We start from the raw sequence: 17,084 nt of genomic DNA on the forward strand, positions 1-17,084 counted from the left end.
CACCTCCGAGGCTCTGCCCTAGGCTTCCGGAATCTCACCAACTACGTCGCCAGATCGTTGCTGGAATCCGGAGGCTTCAGACCGAAACTACACTCTGAATTCTGAAGAGCCCTATATGAACCCGGCCGGCTCCATCGCCGACCCTCACAAAGAGGGAGAGCGTCTGCTCTTTTCAAATTTTCGCCCCTTTTTTACCCGAGCTGGGGTCGAGGTCGTTGACTGCCCTGCTGTGACTAGAGGGGCCAAGAATGGCGCCGACATACGCATCGCAATCGACGTAATGACGGCTCTAAAATCAAACGTCAAATACGACGAGTTCGTCATCGCATCAGCCGACGCCGATTTCACCCCGCTGCTACAAGTGTTGCGAGCTGAGGATCGCATGGTGACGGTGATTGCGACTGTAGCAACCTCGGCCGCCTACGAATCACTAGCGGACCGCTTACTCGATGAGAAAGATATATTCGCGTTAATTGCATCCGAATCGCCAAAAAATACTGAATCAGCTAAGACTCCTGCCACTCCACATCCGGAAAAACTATCCCCGGAAGTGAAGGCGACCAAAGTAAAAGAGCCAGGTGGGAGCCAGCACCAGAACTTCGAAAAAGCCGCACGCCGAATATATTCACGATCAAAAACGCCGATCAGCCTATCTCTTCTGGGATCGGAAATCAGGGCCACTCCAGGAATTGGCGCCCTGGATGGCCAATGGTTTGGAGCAAAGTCCTTCGTTCGAGCGATCAAGGTTCTAGAACTGCCCAATGCCAAATTTTCCCAACACTACCTGTGGGACTCAACCCGTCATGAGGCACCCACCGCCATCACGGCAGGAAAAACTCCAGCAGTCTCACCGCCCAGCGTCCCTGTGACCGTACCGACCAGAGAACAACCCTCCATCCCGGCAACCGTCATGCATTACTCAAAAGTCACGGGAATGCCGAAGATAGCGTCGAACGATTGGCCGTTCGTTTATCAGACACTTGCGGATCATGCCGCCCTGCACCTTTTCAACTTGGCGGAATCAACCAAATGGTCACGAGACCAGGCCATTGTGGCCGGCCGAGGGATCTCGCGCAGGACCTTCACATTCGTCGTTTATGCAATTCTTGGTGGGGGTACCGACTTAGACGCGGACCCCTCCCCTGACGCAGCGGATATCTCTCGCGCAGTATTCATTTCCGTATTGCAGCGTGCAGAGCTCGCTGGCCTCGAAGTCAACGAGTCCGCCAAGCGTGAATTGGCAAAGTGGCTCCATTGTGAGGACACAGAGTTCATCGCTGCCAGTGAAGGAGACTGAGTTGGTGCGGCTACGCTGCCCGACGGCCTGGACGTGAGGCCGCTGCAACTGCTTCCCGTCGGTCCTTTGTGGGCCAAGTAAACGCCATCGTCAGTGATGAGACCACCAAAACGAACGCACCAATGAAGATGCCGGAGTCCATCCAGAATTGGCTGGGGAACAGCCTGATAAGCGTGTCATCGGTGTAGAAGGTCCAGGATCCATCGGCGAAGAAGATCTTGTGGAACTCCGTGAAGAACCGCTCCCAGCCAGTCACGGCAAAGACTCCCAACCCGATAATCAGGGCCAACGTGAAGATGGATCCGGCGAAGAGAGCCCGACGGTTGCCGCCAAAGCTGCGACGCGAAAGGTAAATCATGCCGATCACCATAATGATGGCCAAGGCCAAAGCGCTCAAGAACGCCATGACGATGACGGTCTTGACGTCGGCCATGTGCCCAACTTCGCGGGTCAGGAATAAGGGGTTGCCAATGTCATTGACCAAATCTCCCAAATAGCGCGCGGGGGCAAAGTTGAGCAGGTAATCCACCGTGTAGGAGCCGTAGGTGACCCGGTCCTCAGTGGTGAAACCGAAGCTGTCGGCGGGGAATCCGGGACGGTGGTATTCAATCCACAAAAAAGTAGAGGTGGTGACAAGCCTGATGGCCAGCACCAGCAAGACGATCGGATAGAACACCGTGATCAACACTTGGAACACTCGGGTCAGCACCGGCTTGGTGTTGGCGGCTTTGTCCCTAGCAGCCTGACGCTTGGCCAACTCTTCTACAGAGGGTCGCATAGCGGCGCTGTCTTCCCCGGAGACATCCGCTGCCCCCGCGGTTTCGGTTCCGTCCTCTGAAACACTCTTGGCCAAGGCAGCAGCTATTTCCTCATCCGTGGGGAGCTGCGGCAGGCGAGACGCCGGGCGCATGGGCTCGTCGGCTTCCTTCATTTTGATCTTTGAGACTCCAGATTCGGCAACCGGCGCTGCAGCCGGTGCGGCCGCGCGCCGGGCACGAGCTTTCTCCGCGGCCGCGGCCGTAGCCGCGCGAGCAGCAGCACCCTCCGGCTGAACCGGATTGTCCGGAAGGGAAGCGTTCCGCGCAGGGCTGTCCGCTGCCGCGTCAGGGGCCGTTGAATCGAGGGCTGCTGAGTCTTGGGGCTTTCGGTTCTCGCTCACAAGTCGAAACGATACCGGCCGGGAGTCACCCCTGGGCGGTGCCACCCCGGGATGTTGCCAAACTGTCACCGTACTAGCCATCAGTGGTCATGTCGGTATCTTCATCCGAGCCGGCCCCCATGCCTGATACTGTCACGATTTCCTGCGCGTGTTCCGGCTCAAATTCCGGCACCGCCGCAGTCTCGAGGATCTGTTGTGGCCTGGTTAACGGCATTTCTTGCAGGGGTGCTGGTAGTGGCCGTTTGGCGCCGAACCCTCCGGTGGCGGATTGGTGCCGGATGCCCCGCAACATATAGGGCACCAAGTAGTCTCGCGCCCAGAGAATGTCGCCCACCCTTGCCTCGCTCCAGTTCAGCGCCAGAAGCGGTGTGGGCATCAGTGGCTCCAACGAGTGCGGCACATTGAGTGTTTCCAGCACCATTGAGGCAATGGCCTGGTGGCCCAGCGAGGAGGGGTGCAACCTGTCACGGCCCCACATCCGGGAATCGTGCAATTCAGTCATGGCCCACAAATCAGCAACAATCGCGTCGTGGCGTTCTGCGATGCTGCGCATATTCTCATTGAAGATGGCGATCTTTGTCCGGAATTGCCCCATCACCGTAGAGCGGCCTGCATCCGGTCCGGCAAAAAGCAGCACTGTTGTACCCCTCATGCGCAGGCGCACCACAGCCTCTTCCATGTGTTCGGCAAGTTTGTCCGGGTCGGCTCCGGGGCGTAATAGATCGTTCCCACCGGCCTGGATTGAGACCAAATCCGGGTGCAGGGCCAGTGCCGGGCCGATCTGGGTCTCCACCACCTCGTGCAGCAGTTGGCCTCTGATTGCCAAGTTGGCGTAAGCAAAGTCGGGAACGCCCACACTGAGGTCTTCGGCCGCCCGGTCAGCCCAACCGCGGTAGCCGCCGGGGCTGTAGGGCTGAGGATCGTCTAAGCCCTCCGTGAAGGAATCCCCCAACGCGACAAAGCGACGCCAAGGGTGCGGAGGCGCCACCTTGTTCGCGCCTCCTAGGTCCCGAGGTTCAGCATCAAGTCCCATGACCCCATCCTGCACCTCGGATAGCTGTGAGGGGAAGAGTGCGCCCCGCACGCAGCAGAGAGGACAGCGAGTAACGATCTGAACAACAGCGAGGGGCTCACGCTGAGCGGATGGAGGCTCCGGCGTCGTCCGCGTCTAGATCGCCGAGCTCACCGGCACGCACTGCCCGGCCACCCAAAATCAGGGTGTAGGCCCAGTACGCGGCCAGCACCAGTGAGCCGATCGTGATCTTGGCCCAGACGGGGAGCGGGCTCGGGGTGACATAAGCCTCGACCAGGCCTGAGACGAACAGCACCAGAACCAGGCCCACGGCCACTGTCATGAGGGAGCGGCCCTCGAGCGCCAGCGAATCCAGGCGTGTGCGGGGCCCCGGACTCACCCACGCCCAGAAAATGCGCAGCCCAGCGGCACCGGCGATGAAGATGGCGGTCAGCTCCATGAGGCCGTGCGGCAAGATGAAACTGAAGAACACATCACCCTTGCCATAAGCGAACATGGCACCGGCCGTGATACCCACATTCTGAGCGTTCATGAAGATTTGGTACGGCACAAAGGCGCCCGTGATCCCAAAGGCCACGCACTGGGCGGCGATCCATGCGTTGTTGGTCCAGACCGCGCCGGCAAAGGAGGCTGCCGGGTTCTCCGAGTAGTAATTGACGAAGTCGTGGTTGACCAGCTGTTGCAGCTCGGCATCCGTGCCCAGCGCCGCCTGTACAGCAGGATCCCCTGACACCCACAGCGCGAAGAGGGCGGCGATGGCCACAAACACGGCACCAATGATGAGGGTCAGCCACCGCACCCGATAAAAAGCCGCTGGCAGGGCGATGACAAAGAACCGGGCAATGTCCACGAAGATATTGCTCCGGGCTCCCGTGAAGCGAGTACGGGCGGTGGCCAGAATGGCTGAGAGCGATGCGGACAGGGCGCTCTCGGCCGTCACGGAGCGGATCAGCGACAAATGCCCGGAGACACTTTGATACAAATGCAGGAGCTCGTCTGCTTCGGGACCGTTCAGCCGCCGCTTCCGGGCAAGCTCATTGAGCCGTTCCCATTGCGGGCGGTGCACCGAGGTAAAGGCATCCATGTCCATTCAAACCAGCATATAGGCCCGGCGGGTGTGGGCGTGGATAGACTGTTTTCATGTCCGCAATCATCACCGGCGAAGCCGTTGTCCTCGAGCTGCGCCCCGCCTCCTTCGCCGCACGGTCGTTGGCCACTGCCATCGATGTCTTGGCCACACTGTTGGTTGCCCTTGGGCTGTTCTTCCTGCTGGCCTCGTTGGATTCGGTCGTGGACCCGACGGCCATGCGCGCCATTGTGCTGAGCGTGGCCGTGGGATTGCTGGTGATAGTTCCCATCACGGTGGAGACACTCAGCCGCGGCAAGTCTCTAGGCAAGCTGGTCATGGGGCTGCGGATTGTGAGGGACGACGGCGGTTCCATCCGTTTCCGTCACGCCCTGGTCCGGGCATTGCTCGCTGTGTTGGAAATTTACATGACGCTGGGTTCGGTGGCCTGTTTGGTCTCGCTATTCAATGACAAGTCCAAAAGGCTCGGCGACATGTTGGCTGGTACTTACGCAATTCGCGACCGCGCCCCGAAGACCACACCGCTGCAGGTATCCGTGGCTCCGGAATTGAGCCAGTGGGCCACCTTGGTGGACATTGGCCGACTGCCCGATCCGCTGGCACGCCGCATCTCCATGTTTTTGCGTCAAGGATCCGCCATGGCCGGGAACTCCCGCTTCGCGATGGCTATTGAACTGGCCGGCGAAGCGAGCGCCTACGTGGCCCCGCTGCCGGCGCCTGGTACAGACCCGACGGTATTCCTCTCAGCTCTCATCGCCGAACGGCGCGACCGCGAACACCTTCGCCTCAGCGTTGCCGCCAACCGGGCAGCCTCCGTGCGTAGCCAGCTGCAGCGCCACGGTGTGAGCGGCAGCTAAGTACCTACTGGTTTTTGAAGCCTATTACGTGGGCCGTTACAACGTACTTGGGCCGAAAACGCAGTACTCACTTCAAAACCAAGTACTCCCACGTGGCTTGTGTCAGAGTCGATGCGAAAATCCATTATTGATAGCAAAAAAACACTTGAATTACCCTTTTTAGGAGAGCGATTACCGCCAGCTTATACAAGGGATTATGAACAATTTCTAAGTGTTAATAACGGGCCCAGAAAAAGTGGAATTTCACCACTCTAGACCCAACCGCCGGCACAGGGTTTAGTTGTTCTCAGCCGGGGGAAATGATTTCACCGGGGTTTCATCCGAAGTTCACCAGCAGTTCTCGCAAGGTCTCTCGCAAGGTCTCTCAATGGTCTCCCAATGGTTTTCCATACAAGTCTCTCATTTAGGTCTCTCGCCCGAACCCTTTGATCCGCTTCCCGTTCTTCGGTACCTTGATTTTCTTTTTCAGAAAGCAGGAACTTGAAATGTTGAAGCTCTTCGTAACCATGCAGTCCATGTTCATCGCCGGCGCCGACCGCGTCCGCAGCAACGAATCCAAGGGTGCTACCGCCGTTGAGTACGGCATCATGGTGGCCCTCATCGCCGCAGTCATCATCACGGCAGTCGCCCTAGTCGGCACCGAGCTCGCGGCTCTGTTCACGACCGTTTCGGGAAGACTCTAGCAGTCAGTCAAACTCGCTCGTTGTGGCGGCCACGGTGGTGACCGGGCCCCCACAACACCTTTCTCCTAGTTCTAAGGAGTGGCCATGAAGTCTGCAGATAATGATCGCGGAGCGGCAGCAGTAGAGTTTGCACTGGTTCTGCCAGTTCTTCTGGGAGTGCTGCTGGGAATCATGGAATTTGGCTTTCTCTTCAACCAACAAATTTCGGCCAGCAACGCCGCACGCGAAGGTGCCAGGTACGCAGCAGTTCACTACCAAGACCCCGGATTCCTGCCCTCAGCAAGAGGTGCCGGCCTAGGCGCTGCGCCGTCTCTTCCCGTTGGAACGTCCATCGTTATCTCCGTCTCAGATGGTGATTGTGCCAGCGGCGGAACTGTGACCGCAGTTGTTCAACCACCCCGAGGATGGTTGACTGGTTTCTTTAACATTGGCTCTCCTCTGGGCGCGGTCACGGCGCCACAAATTACCGGTGAGGCGGCCATGCTATGTGGCGGTTAATCAACCGGCTTCGAGGCCGTCAGCAGCAGCGCCAACACGGCGCCACGGCCATAGCTACGGCACTGCTCCTGGTAGTGCTCTTGGGGTTTGCAGCCATCGCCGTTGACGTTGGCCTCTTATACGCAAAACGCGCCGAACTGCAAAATGGTGCTGACGCCGCAGCTTTGGCTATTGCACAGACGTGTGCCAAGGGTTCATGTCCTGCTAATCCAGGTGGCGTTGCGTCAAGCTTTGGACTGCTCAACTCCAACGGTGACGCGGCACAAACCGCTACTGTCGTTGGGCCATCAGCAAATAGCGTGACGGTCCACGTCAACAAAGCCGACGGCGATGCCGTTCAATCGATTTTTTCCAGCTTCCTGGGCGTTGAAGAAACAGATGTTGGGGCTAGTGCAACAGCTTCTTGGGGCAGTCTGATGCGTTCAGCAGCAGCATTCCCTCTGGTGTTCTCCAATTGCCAATTTGATCTATCCGGAGCACCACAGCTTATGCAGTCACACAAAACCAATCCCGGTTTTGAGTGTGAAAGAGGTGTATCCGGTCTGATCATCCCGGGCAATTTCGGTTGGCTACAAGAAGACCCGGGAAAATGTCAGGCCACGTTGAACTTGAATGCAGCCGGCTACACGAGTAAAGGTGACGTCAGCCCAGGAAACAGCGGGCCGAAGAACTGTGATTCGCTCATGCAGGACTGGGCATCTGCCATCAACTCCGGGGGCAAAGCAGTAGTTCTGCTTCCCGTCTACGATGACGCCGGTGACCCTGATAACAGCGAGGCCTCCAAAGGCCCCAAGGGCTCGGGTGCCTACGGCAGCTATCACATTCGGGGGTTTGCAGCCATCGAAGTCCTTGGCTGGAAATTCTCCGGCGGAGATAACTCGCTTCCCGCCTCCTTCCACAACACCTCGAGCACGGCACCGGCTGGAACCAGCTGTACCGGAGACTGCAGAGGAATTATTGGCAAGTTCATCAAACACGTGTCTCTCGAAGAAGGCAGCTATCTCGGTGGAGAGGATCTGGGCTTGCGCTTTGCTCGTCTAACTAACTAATTACAAGGGAGTAAAAAGTGAAAACACGCCTGCTGGGGGGCGTCGTCGCACTGGTTTTAGCCATTGTCGGCGCAGTCCTTCTTTCCGCATATGTCCGTGGCTCCGACGCCCGGGCCCAGGCCGGCATGGACCCGGTCTCCATTCTGGTAATACAAGAACCCATTGAGGCAGGGACCACTGCTGCCGAGCTTGAACAGTTTGTCCAGAGCCAGTCGCTGCCGAAGACGGCGGTTTCCACCGGTGCTGTTTCCAATCTTGGAGATTTTGCCGGCAAGGTTACATCCGTCGATCTGGTGCCGGGAGAACAACTACTCGCTTCCCGGCTAGTTGATCCGAAGGAGCTGGCAGACCCCAACCGGGTGGACGTACCCAAGGGCATGGCAGAGGTCAGCCTAGTTTTGCCCCCGGAGCGTGTCATGGGGGGCGATTTGAAGGCCGGTGACACGGTCGGCGTATTCATCTCCTATAACTCCGGAGTTGAACCCGGATCCGAGGAAAATCAAGCCACCAAGCTGCAGTTCCACCAGGTGCTGGTCACCAAGATCGGAACCGGCGATCCTGCATCCGGCTCTGGCGATGACGCACAGACGGCACAAGCTCCGGATGCAGCTCTCGTGGTGACACTGGCTCAGTCAGGAACCGACGCCACCAAGACTGTCCATGGCATTGAGTTCGGGCACATATACCTGTCCAAAGAAAACTCAGAGACCGATACGGCACCTGTGGATACTCTGCACAAGAATCAGGTGTTGAGATGAGCCGCTTCGTCATCATCACTACTGACACCAGTTTTGAACAGCGCATTAGAGCAGCAGTGGCGGGAGGGCTCCACGGGAGTATCCAGCGTTTGCCCGAATCAGCCATCAACGGCTCACCTCAGGACATCATCCACCAAGACCCTGCTGAACCACCGGAAGTGATCATCCTTGGTCCCGGTATTTCAAACGACGAGGCACTGAAACTTGCCACGGTATTGGACCTGCAATTTCCTGAAATTAGTGTTGTTCTAGCCGCAGAGACCACCCCGGAGTTGGTGCTGACGGCGATGAGGTCAGGCATCCGGGACGTGGTCAGCCCCGGCGCCGACACTGCTGAATTGCGCAAGCTTTTAGAGCGCGCCTGTTTAGCGGCTGCCTCTCGTCGGCGAGGTCTGAGCAACCCAACAAATCCGGACTACGAGACAGGCAGGGTTATTGCCGTGATGTCTCCCAAAGGCGGTGTAGGCAAAACCACCGTGGCCACAAATTTGGCCATGGGATTGGGAAAGATTGCTCCCATGGGGGTGGTTATCGTGGACTTGGATGTGCAATTCGGCGATGTTGCCTCCGCGCTATCTCTGCAACCGGAACACACCCTCGTTGACGCCGTAACGGGAGCCGCAGCCCACGACGCCATGGTGTTGAAGGCCTTTCTGACCGTCCACGATGGCGGAATCTATGCTCTCTGCGCTCCTACCAATCCACAGGAGGCAGATCTGGTCACCGCCGATCACATCAGCCATCTCATCGCCCAACTCTCCACGGAGTTCAAATACGTTGTCATTGACACAGCACCGGGGCTTGGTGAACTGGCACTGGCCACCCTGGATCAGGCCAGCGATGCAGTGTGGGTACTGGGAATGGATATCCCCAGTATCAAGGGACTTCGCACAGGATTAAGTGTTCTTGAGGAACTCAACCTTGTCCCACAGGGCCGGCACGTGGTGCTCAACTTCACCAGCCGTCACACGGGTCTGAATATCCAAGATATTGAAGCCACCCTCCGGGTGCCCATCGACGTCATACTTCCCTTGTCGTCTTCGGTTCCTTTTGCCACGAATAAGGGTGTCCCCCTCCTCCAAGAGGGAAACAGAAATGCCATGACAAAGAACTTGAAGAAGCTCATTGAACGCTTCGAACCTCAGCATGGCACCTCGTTGAAAAAGAAGCATCATCGAAGGGTGGTTATGTCATGAATCTTACGGACCGATTGAAAGTGGCTCGTGGAATCCCTCACGTTGCGACCGCCGCTGCACCATCCGCTGTGGACAGTCCGTCCTCCCCGGCCTCTACCACCACAGCGGTCGACGCTGTGGATAGTGGCATCGGAACGGCGCTGGCCTCACTCAAGCAGCGAGCTGGCGAAGCCTTGTTTGAACGCATGGGCGGCCGCCTCACTGATCCGAACATTTCTGAGGAGGAACTGCGCAAAACTGCTCGCGAGGAACTCAGCCATGTCATCGATGAAGAGCAAGTCCCTCTCAGCCCTGAGGAACGACGGCGCCTGATCCGTGAAATCGGTGACGATGTCCTGGGCTTGGGTCCGCTCCAACGCTATTTGGATGATGACACTGTTACTGAAATCATGGTCAATAAACCTGATCAAATCTACATTGAGCGTGGCGGTCAATTGACGTTGACCGGATCCCGATTTGCCACCGAGGATCATCTGCGCCGTGTTATTGAGCGGATCGTTTCACGGGTGGGCCGACGAATCGACGAATCCTCCCCCATGGTGGACGCACGTCTGGAGGACGGCTCCCGAGTCAACGCGATCATCCCGCCACTGGCAGTGAGCGGGCCGTCCCTCACCATTAGGAAGTTCAGCAGAGTTCCTCTAACGGTGGAGGATCTGGCACGCTACGGAACTATGACTCCGGATATGGCCACTCTTTTGGACGCCTGCGTTCGTGCCCGGCTGAACATCCTGGTCACAGTCGGAACCGGAACGGGCAAAACCACCCTACTCAATGTGCTCTCCGGGTTCCTGCCAAGTGAGGATCGAATTGTCACGATTGAGGACGCGGTGGAGCTGCAATTACAGCAACAGCATGTGGTCCGGTTGGAAAGCCGTCCGGCCAACATTGAGGGCCGAGGCGAGGTTTCCATCCGGGATCTCCTCCGCAACACCCTCCGCATGAGGCCTGACCGCATTGTGGTTGGTGAGGTACGTGGCGGGGAGGCATTGGATATGCTCCAGGCCATGAACACCGGTCACGACGGCTCGCTGTCCACAGTTCACGCCAATTCACCAAGAGACGCTATTGCCCGCTTGGAGACACTGGTATTAATGGCGGGTATGGACCTACCCCTGCGTGCCATCCGGGAGCAGATTTCTTCTGCCATCAATGTCATTGTGCATTTGAGCCGCTTGCGGGACGGGACCAGACGCATCACTCACATCACTGAAGTACAGGGTATGGAGGGAGACATTGTCACTCTCCAGGATGCCTTTGTCTTCGATTATTCTGCCGGTGTGGACAGCACGGGACGGTTCCTGGGCCGGCCCATACCCACCGGCGTTCGGCCGCGGTTTATTGACCACTTCGCCGACATCGGTATCAGCGTCCCCGCCCAAATTTTTGGGCTACCTACACCCCATGACGGAAGGAAATAGTCATGGACCTCATGATCCCGCTGGCTGGTGTAATGCTGTGTTTTACAGCGCTACTGGTGTTCGTCTTCACCGTGGTGAAACCACGAACTTCCCTAGTTCCTGAGGCACGAAGGCGCCCCTTCGGTGACAAAGACAAATCCGTCATCGCAGGTTTAGCGGATTCCACGGTTGCGGTGTTGGGCAAGTCTGTTGGCGGTGGCCCCTATAGCCGCAGTCGGCTTGAAGACGCCGGGGTGCGCATGCCACCTTCGAGCTACTTGTTTCTTGTCCTGTCTGCCACCCTCATCATGGGTTTGTTGGGACTGTTCTTGAGTGGCTTACCCCTGTCCCTTCTCTTGTTAGTAATAGCGCCTACGCTGGCCTGGCTTGTTCTGGGTATATTGGCTGATCGGCGACGTACCAAGTTTGACCAACAACTCAGTGACAACCTCATGCTCATCACCGGCGGGCTCCGGGCTGGACACAGTGTTTTAGCCGCCATTGATGCCGCAGCCAAGGAAGCCGCGTCACCCTCCTCAGAGGAATTTGCTCGCGTAGTCAACCAAGTGCGAATCGGCCGTGATTTGGATACAGCCCTCACGGAAACTGCTTCTCGCATGAAAAGTGACGATTTCTCCTGGGTCGGTCAGGCCATCCAAATCAACCGTGAAGTGGGAGGCGATTTGGCGGAGGTTCTAGACCATGTCGGCGAAACGATTTGGGAGCGCAGTGAGATCAAGTCCCAAGTTCAGGCGCTCAGTGCCGAAGGTAAATTGTCCGCGATTATCCTCATGTGTCTGCCCTTCGCTATCGGGTTACTCATCTCAGTGGTCAACCCAACGTACATGGGCGTTTTATTCTCCAGCCTTCTTGGATGGGTTTTACTGGGAACCGGAGCCGTCATGCTAATTATTGGCGGGCTGTGGATGCGAAAAATAATCCGGATAGAATTCTGAGAGGCAGCGAGATCATGAGTGCACTTCCCTGGATCCTGATAGCAGCCATCGTCCTCCCCATTAGTTTTATGGTGTGGTCCTTCATCAGCATCGATTCAAAGTCATTGCTGACCATCCGCAACAATCTTGGACGCACGGACCAGTTGGGTCATGGAACAGCTGCATTTTCGGACAAGAGCTGGCTGAGTTTTGCCCGAAGAATCACCCCTGACCCGTACATCAACAAACTTGATGAGCTTCTGGCCCGAGCCGGTAGGCCTGCCAATTTGCCGCTCCCGCGGCTACTCATCGGCAAGCCTCTGCTGGCACTAGCGGCCGCCGCCATCACCATGTTGTTCCTCGCCATCCGCCCTGGGATGCCTATGCTCATATTGGCGGTGGCGATGACAGTCTTTTGCTATTTCATTCCCGATCTCTTGATTCTGAGTAAAGGGCAAGAACGGCAGAAACTCATTCAGCTGGAACTACCAGACACGCTGGACCAGATGCTCATTGCGGTGGAGGCCGGGCTGGGATTTGAAAGTGCCATGGCCCGTGCTGCCGCCAACGGGAAGGGCCCGGTCGCTGAAGAGCTTCTGCGCACCCTGCAGGACATGCAAATGGGACGCTCACGCAAAGATTCATACCAAGCTATGGCGGCCCGCAGCACGGTTCCGGAGCTGAAGAGCTTTGTCAGGGCAGTGGTACAAGCGGAAATCTACGGCATCAGCATTGCCAAGGTGCTCAGAACTCAGGCCCAACAGCTGCGCATCAAACGGCGCCAACGTGCTGAGGAAAAGGCCATGAAACTGCCCGTCTTGGTGCTGTTCCCGCTGCTATTGTTTATTTTCCCCACCCTGTTCATCATCATCATGGGTCCGGCCGTCATCAATATCATTCCCATCTTCTCCTCCGGCGGCGCCTTTGGCGGCGGCTAGACAGCTACCCCATCACCATCGCAACAAGCGCACCGGCAAGCATAAAGGGCCCGAACGGGATCTGTGTCTTGCCGGTGCCTTTGCGTGTGACGATAAGCGCCAGCCCCCACACCGCGCCGAGAATGAAGGCCAACACAGTCCCCCACAGGAGTGCCTGCCAGCTGATGAAGCCAAGGTACAGACCCAAAACGAAAGCCAGCTTTACATCGCCGTACCCCATGCTGGACGGCGAGACTAACCTGAGCACCACGTACAAAGCCCACATAGATACAGCGCCGAGCATAGTGCGTAAGGCGGTGCCGCCGTCGTGCATGAACAAGCTGGCCGCCAGCAGCAGGACACCGGCAATGGCAGCTGAAGGAAAAACAATACGGTTCGGTAGCAGCTGGTGCTTGATATCGATAATGGTCAGCCGCGTTGCCATCACCAGGTAATACAGTCCGGCTGTCAGAACCAACCAAAAAGCAACAGGATTATGGCCCCAGAGGTCCGCCAGCACAGTGATCATAGGCTGATGCTACGGGACCGACCCCTCCCAAGCAGAGTGTTACCGCGAAGCGTAGTCAGCGAACGCGAAGTTCCAGTCCCCGTAGCCGTCGGTGGGGTGAATGGTGTCATTGGGAGTGCCTACTGTGTGGACAAGATCGCCGGGGCGCATGTTCTCAAACACCCAGCCGGCACCCTCATGGGAGAGCCCGATGCAACCATGGGAAAGGTTCTTGATCCCTAGGTAAGGAATGGCGACAGGGGTGGCCTGGTGGATGAAAATACCGCTATTGGAGAGGCGTGTAGCGTACTCAACATCGACGCTTCCATAGTCACCGGGGTCGCCCGGCTTCAGGCCAATGGTCGAGGCCTTGAAGGTGGCGTAGCGCTGCTTGTCTGCCGTGATCACCATGAAGCCGGAGGCCGAGGGGAAGCGCTCGTCGCCCATGGAGGCGGGGAAGGTCTTAGCCACCTGGTCATTGATGAGGATGCTCACGGTTTTGTTGGCTGCGTCGGCTTCCATGATGACTTTGTTGCCCACGTTGACGTTGTAGTTACGGTTGGCGTTGTAGATCATGCCGTTGCCCAGATCCATACCAAAGAGGGCCATGTCCACATTCAGGACGCTGTTGGCGGGCCAGTAATCGGCGGTGCGGTATCGCACCATGGTGTCTGAATACCAGCGGAAGGCGCCTTCTTGACCGGTGCTGGTGGTGACCTTGATGGCCTTCTCGACGGCTTCCTTGTTGACTACAGGCTCGCTGAAATTGAATTCGAGCGGCTGGCCAACACCCACGGTGGAATCGGCGGCCGGGTAGACCCAGGCGTCGGCTTCATGCGAGGGTGCAACAGTGGAGAAAGCACTGTGCGAGGTGTTTTTGTTGCCGGCGGCGTCCTCGGCGATGACACTGAAGACGTAGTTGGTACCAAACTTCAGGGGCGCCTTGGAAATCCACTTCGTGCCGCTGACCACCAGTTCACCCTCAACCGGTGTCCCCGTGGCTTTTTCTTCCAACACGGCTTTGGCAATGGTTCCGTTGGTGACCACGGCGGCGATTTCGTTGGCCGGGTTGACTGCTTCGGTGCCAGTAGCCGGGGTGAATTCCGTGGTGGCGGGAATGGCAGGAGGCGTTGAGGGCGCGGCGGTGGCCTTAACGGATTCGCTGGCGGCTGGCGCCGCGCTATTCGGCAATACACTGCAGCCGACTCCCGTGACAGCCATACCCAAAGCGACCAGTGAGATCAAGGCGAACCGCAAGCCCTTGCGACTTCTCTTGGTCTCGTCCAACTCAGCCATGCAAACTCCCCATTCGGTGGACATATCCACAATCATTGGTCGTGGCGAAAAATACACCAACACCCAATTTTACGCCACGACGAGCGGTGCGAGGGCCAAAACAGGCCTAGTCTCAGCTATGTTGTGAGGTTGTTATGACCCACGCTGTCAAGCAACAATCCGATTGCGAGCCTCAACTACGCAGGTAAGCCAGCTGCGCCGCGACGGATAATTGGGCGGCACCCTGCAGATTCTCGGGGATGTCACCGTAGACGATCCCCGCCACCTGTGCCGCGTCTGGATCCTGTGTTCCGTCCTCTTTTAGACGTTCGACGGCGTTGCGAACCTCCGCGATCCGGCCCGCCCGGTGATCTTCATAAGCTTTGGCTGCCGCGGCAATATCTGACAGCACCGGACCGTGCCCCGGCAGGGCTGGAACCTTTATGTTGCCGGTACTCTGATCTCCCCTGTGGCGCAGCAGGGCTAACGATTCCAAGTAGTCGCGCAGCCTGCCATCCGGGTGGCAGATCACGGTACTACCGCTGCCCAGAATAGTGTCACCGGTGAGGATCACTTGTTCGGCAGGCTGTTCGGTGGTGCTCTCGGTGGTTTTTTCGGTGGTGCTCTCGGTGCGAGTTGCGGCCCGGGCCGCTGCGAAGCAGAGGGAATCGCTAGTATGTCCGGGGGTGGCGAGGACCTCGATGGTGAGGCCGCCCGCCTGGATGAGTTCGCCGTCGGACAGGGCCGTGGCGCCATGGCAGAACTCCGGAAGCGCCGCGCGCACGGGTGCTCCCGTGAGTTCGTGGAGGCGGGCACTGCCGTCGGTGTGGTCGCCGTGGTGGTGGGTGATCAAGATTAGTTCAACGGCACCGGCAGCGGCGAGTTCGCTCAGGTGCTCCTCGAGCAGCGGGCCGGGGTCAACCACCACTACCCCGGTGGCGCCCGGAGCGGCCAGAACGTAGGAGTTAGTCCCGTCCAACGTCATGGGGCCGGGATTATCAGCCCGCCTGCGCCGCACAAACGTCCCGACGGTTTCCCACGCTGCAATCATGACTACCCCTGGTTACTGGTCCTGTTGGATGGTGGCGTGCCGGCCTGCAGTTGCCTAGGCGGTGATCTGTTCGGGCCGCAGCAAGAGGGCAATGCCCTCATCGATCGTGTAGCGCAACGGCTGCCCGTCCTCGCCATTGGCGGAACTGATCAGTTCTTCGCCAAGTTGTTTCAGCGGCGATCTGGTGACCGGGCAGCGCAGGATTGCCAACAAGTCTTCGTTAATCTTTACCATGGTGATCCGTTTCCTTCGATCTAATCGCTGGTCGCTAGTCGCTTATCGCTAGTCGCGCAGGATGCGCAGGTGCCCGCGGCGGCCCGTGGAGCTGGCATTTGCTGGCATATTTGCCGGCTGTTCCAGGCTCCCGCGGAATTCGCGCCTCGACGGGGCAGCGCCGGGTCTGGTTTCTTCACTGCCACCGTTTGCGGCTTCACGCACAGCGTCAGCCAGAGCGAGGAGATCATCCGGTCCGGGAGCTGGCGGCTTGTCTGAGCGGGCTAAATGGATCACTTCCCACCCCAGCGGCGCGGTCAGCCGGGCGGAATGTTTGGCGCACAAGTCGTAACAATGCGGCTCTGCAAACGTGGCCAAGGGGCCCAAGACGGCCGTTGAATCGGCATAAACGTACGTCAAAGTAGCCACGGCCGATTCTCGGCAGGCGGATCTGGTGCATTGACGAAGGGTTCCCACGATTCCCAAGACTACCCTCCCCGCCTCAATATTTCCCCTCGACGGTTCCGCGGCCTAGAGTGAAATGATGCAGTTCAAGGCAAATGACGGCGAACAGTCCCTGCGGATCTCTCTGGATCCACTCGAATCCGATGCTGATTCGGCGGGTTTTGCTGACGCGGCAGAAAATCCCGGAGCAGAAACTTCAGAGCCCGGGATTCCAGGTGCCCGGATTCCACGTGCCCGTACTTTCACACAACGCCGGCGCGACCGGCACGGCAGGGGCTTGCGCGGCACTTTGCTCGACGCTGGACTGCCCGGTGCTAGGACCCGTGCCGAAAAATTTGATGATCTGGTGGTGGATTCCGCCGACCGGCTGCGCACCTTATGGCCCGAAGCCTTAGCCACGGTGGAATACCTCGTAGACGAGGTCCCCCCGCAACTCGAATCACTCCTCGCGTCCAAGGCGCAAGCACCTCTGGGCAAATACACCCCGGCTCGCGCAGCCACGGATGCTAGCCCAGGGGAACCACCCTGCATTGCGATTTATCGGCATCCTATTGAGGCCCTGTGCGACACCCCGGGACAGGTTCGTGAACTGGTCCACGAAGTGCTGGTGGAGCAAGTGGCCGGACTGCTGAACATTGACCCGGACACGGTGGACCCGATGTTCGGGCGTCACCGCGGGCACTAGATCCAGCCACTGTCTCCA

19 protein-coding genes are annotated in these 17,084 nt (G+C 58.2%); 11 read left to right on the plus strand and 8 right to left on the minus strand.

The genetic code is table 11. From position 1 onward, the window contains the following. The first annotated feature begins 115 nt into the window (after positions 1-115). Positions 116-1,297, plus strand: coding sequence for an NYN domain-containing protein (locus ACX80D_RS12915; protein WP_459323113.1), 1,182 nt, complete (start codon positions 116-118; stop codon positions 1,295-1,297). Between the two features lie 10 nt (positions 1,298-1,307). Here ACX80D_RS12915 and ACX80D_RS12920 read toward each other — a convergent pair whose 3' ends face one another. The 3 genes from ACX80D_RS12920 to ACX80D_RS12930 all read right to left on the minus strand — a co-directional run bounded on the left by ACX80D_RS12920 (position 1,308) and on the right by ACX80D_RS12930 (position 4,579). Continuing rightward, positions 1,308-2,456: a TIGR01906 family membrane protein gene (locus ACX80D_RS12920; RefSeq protein WP_459323115.1), complete on the minus strand. Its 1,149-nt coding sequence runs from the start codon at positions 2,454-2,456 to the stop codon at positions 1,308-1,310. A gap of 73 nt (positions 2,457-2,529) precedes the next feature. Further along, positions 2,530-3,489 carry an SGNH/GDSL hydrolase family protein gene (locus tag ACX80D_RS12925; protein ID WP_459323117.1) on the minus strand — a complete coding sequence of 320 codons (960 nt, stop codon included), beginning with the start codon at positions 3,487-3,489 and terminating at the stop codon, positions 2,530-2,532. Positions 3,490-3,586: 97 nt separating this feature from the next. Beyond that, a complete protein-coding gene (locus tag ACX80D_RS12930; protein WP_459323119.1) occupies positions 3,587-4,579 on the minus strand; it encodes a stage II sporulation protein M in 993 nt (330 codons plus the stop codon). Positions 4,580-4,629: 50 nt separating this feature from the next. Between ACX80D_RS12930 and ACX80D_RS12935 the strand changes: the two genes are divergently transcribed. The 9 genes from ACX80D_RS12935 (at position 4,630) to ACX80D_RS12975 (ending at position 12,890) form a co-directional block, all read left to right on the plus strand. Continuing rightward, positions 4,630-5,433: an RDD family protein gene (locus tag ACX80D_RS12935; RefSeq protein WP_459323120.1), complete on the plus strand. Its 804-nt coding sequence runs from the start codon at positions 4,630-4,632 to the stop codon at positions 5,431-5,433. A 485-nt stretch (positions 5,434-5,918) separates the two neighbouring features. Next, the gene (locus ACX80D_RS12940) at positions 5,919-6,116 is read left to right on the plus strand and encodes a Flp family type IVb pilin (protein ID WP_459323122.1); all 198 of its coding nucleotides are present in this window, start codon (positions 5,919-5,921) and stop codon (positions 6,114-6,116) included. Between the two features lie 84 nt (positions 6,117-6,200). Beyond that, positions 6,201-6,614 (plus strand): TadE/TadG family type IV pilus assembly protein, encoded by a 414-nt coding sequence (locus tag ACX80D_RS12945; protein WP_459323123.1) that lies wholly within the window; start codon positions 6,201-6,203, stop codon positions 6,612-6,614. Further along, complete coding sequence (locus ACX80D_RS12950) at positions 6,602-7,663, plus strand: pilus assembly protein TadG-related protein (protein ID WP_459323125.1); 1,062 nt, start codon at positions 6,602-6,604, stop codon at positions 7,661-7,663. Before ACX80D_RS12945 ends, ACX80D_RS12950 begins: the two co-directional genes overlap by 13 nt. Positions 7,664-7,680: 17 nt before the next feature. After that, complete coding sequence (gene cpaB, locus ACX80D_RS12955; protein WP_459323127.1) at positions 7,681-8,421, plus strand: Flp pilus assembly protein CpaB; 741 nt, start codon at positions 7,681-7,683, stop codon at positions 8,419-8,421. Beyond that, positions 8,418-9,617: an AAA family ATPase gene (locus ACX80D_RS12960; RefSeq protein ID WP_459323130.1), complete on the plus strand. Its 1,200-nt coding sequence runs from the start codon at positions 8,418-8,420 to the stop codon at positions 9,615-9,617. Before cpaB ends, ACX80D_RS12960 begins: the two co-directional genes overlap by 4 nt. Continuing rightward, positions 9,614-11,038, plus strand: a complete 1,425-nt coding sequence (locus tag ACX80D_RS12965; protein WP_459323132.1) for a CpaF family protein — start codon at positions 9,614-9,616, stop codon at positions 11,036-11,038. Before ACX80D_RS12960 ends, ACX80D_RS12965 begins: the two co-directional genes overlap by 4 nt. 2 nt (positions 11,039-11,040) lie before the next feature. Further along, complete coding sequence (locus ACX80D_RS12970) at positions 11,041-11,973, plus strand: type II secretion system F family protein (protein ID WP_459323134.1); 933 nt, start codon at positions 11,041-11,043, stop codon at positions 11,971-11,973. 14 nt (positions 11,974-11,987) lie between these two features. Beyond that, positions 11,988-12,890: a type II secretion system F family protein gene (locus tag ACX80D_RS12975; RefSeq protein ID WP_459323135.1), complete on the plus strand. Its 903-nt coding sequence runs from the start codon at positions 11,988-11,990 to the stop codon at positions 12,888-12,890. Positions 12,891-12,894: 4 nt separating this feature from the next. Here ACX80D_RS12975 and ACX80D_RS12980 read toward each other — a convergent pair whose 3' ends face one another. The 5 genes from ACX80D_RS12980 to ACX80D_RS13000 form a co-directional block, all read right to left on the minus strand. Further along, entirely contained in the window at positions 12,895-13,398 is a 504-nt protein-coding gene (locus ACX80D_RS12980) for a prepilin peptidase (protein ID WP_459323136.1), read from the minus strand. 39 nt (positions 13,399-13,437) lie between these two features. Beyond that, positions 13,438-14,673 (minus strand): L,D-transpeptidase, encoded by a 1,236-nt coding sequence (locus tag ACX80D_RS12985; protein WP_459323138.1) that lies wholly within the window; start codon positions 14,671-14,673, stop codon positions 13,438-13,440. A gap of 172 nt (positions 14,674-14,845) precedes the next feature. Continuing rightward, the gene (locus ACX80D_RS12990) at positions 14,846-15,703 is read right to left on the minus strand and encodes an MBL fold metallo-hydrolase (protein ID WP_459323140.1); all 858 of its coding nucleotides are present in this window, start codon (positions 15,701-15,703) and stop codon (positions 14,846-14,848) included. 54 nt (positions 15,704-15,757) lie between these two features. Next, positions 15,758-15,937 carry a Trm112 family protein gene (locus ACX80D_RS12995; RefSeq protein WP_459323141.1) on the minus strand — a complete coding sequence of 60 codons (180 nt, stop codon included), beginning with the start codon at positions 15,935-15,937 and terminating at the stop codon, positions 15,758-15,760. Positions 15,938-15,985: 48 nt separating this feature from the next. Beyond that, complete coding sequence (locus tag ACX80D_RS13000) at positions 15,986-16,393, minus strand: DUF3499 domain-containing protein (RefSeq protein WP_459323143.1); 408 nt, start codon at positions 16,391-16,393, stop codon at positions 15,986-15,988. Positions 16,394-16,457: 64 nt separating this feature from the next. Here ACX80D_RS13000 and ACX80D_RS13005 point away from each other — a divergent pair, with 64 nt between their 5' ends. Further along, positions 16,458-17,066, plus strand: a complete 609-nt coding sequence (locus tag ACX80D_RS13005) for a metallopeptidase family protein (RefSeq protein ID WP_459323145.1) — start codon at positions 16,458-16,460, stop codon at positions 17,064-17,066. Positions 17,067-17,084 lie beyond the last annotated feature (18 nt).

The sequence above is a fragment of the Arthrobacter sp. Sr24 genome (assembly GCF_054511175.1).

Coding starts and splice junctions, on each gene's coding strand:
- ACX80D_RS12915 (WP_459323113.1), top strand. CDS start 116: ATGAACCCGGCCGGCTCCATCGCCGACCCTCACAAAGAGGGAGAGCGT.
- ACX80D_RS12925 (WP_459323117.1), bottom strand. CDS start 3,489: ATGGGACTTGATGCTGAACCTCGGGACCTAGGAGGCGCGAACAAGGTG.
- ACX80D_RS12930 (WP_459323119.1), bottom strand. CDS start 4,579: ATGGACATGGATGCCTTTACCTCGGTGCACCGCCCGCAATGGGAACGG.
- ACX80D_RS12935 (WP_459323120.1), top strand. CDS start 4,630: ATGTCCGCAATCATCACCGGCGAAGCCGTTGTCCTCGAGCTGCGCCCC.
- ACX80D_RS12940 (WP_459323122.1), top strand. CDS start 5,919: ATGTTGAAGCTCTTCGTAACCATGCAGTCCATGTTCATCGCCGGCGCC.
- ACX80D_RS12945 (WP_459323123.1), top strand. CDS start 6,201: ATGAAGTCTGCAGATAATGATCGCGGAGCGGCAGCAGTAGAGTTTGCA.
- ACX80D_RS12950 (WP_459323125.1), top strand. CDS start 6,602: ATGTGGCGGTTAATCAACCGGCTTCGAGGCCGTCAGCAGCAGCGCCAA.
- ACX80D_RS12960 (WP_459323130.1), top strand. CDS start 8,418: ATGAGCCGCTTCGTCATCATCACTACTGACACCAGTTTTGAACAGCGC.
- ACX80D_RS12965 (WP_459323132.1), top strand. CDS start 9,614: ATGAATCTTACGGACCGATTGAAAGTGGCTCGTGGAATCCCTCACGTT.
- ACX80D_RS12970 (WP_459323134.1), top strand. CDS start 11,041: ATGGACCTCATGATCCCGCTGGCTGGTGTAATGCTGTGTTTTACAGCG.
- ACX80D_RS12975 (WP_459323135.1), top strand. CDS start 11,988: ATGAGTGCACTTCCCTGGATCCTGATAGCAGCCATCGTCCTCCCCATT.
- ACX80D_RS12980 (WP_459323136.1), bottom strand. CDS start 13,398: ATGATCACTGTGCTGGCGGACCTCTGGGGCCATAATCCTGTTGCTTTT.
- ACX80D_RS12985 (WP_459323138.1), bottom strand. CDS start 14,673: ATGGCTGAGTTGGACGAGACCAAGAGAAGTCGCAAGGGCTTGCGGTTC.
- ACX80D_RS12990 (WP_459323140.1), bottom strand. CDS start 15,703: ATGATTGCAGCGTGGGAAACCGTCGGGACGTTTGTGCGGCGCAGGCGG.
- ACX80D_RS12995 (WP_459323141.1), bottom strand. CDS start 15,937: ATGGTAAAGATTAACGAAGACTTGTTGGCAATCCTGCGCTGCCCGGTC.
- ACX80D_RS13005 (WP_459323145.1), top strand. CDS start 16,458: ATGATGCAGTTCAAGGCAAATGACGGCGAACAGTCCCTGCGGATCTCT.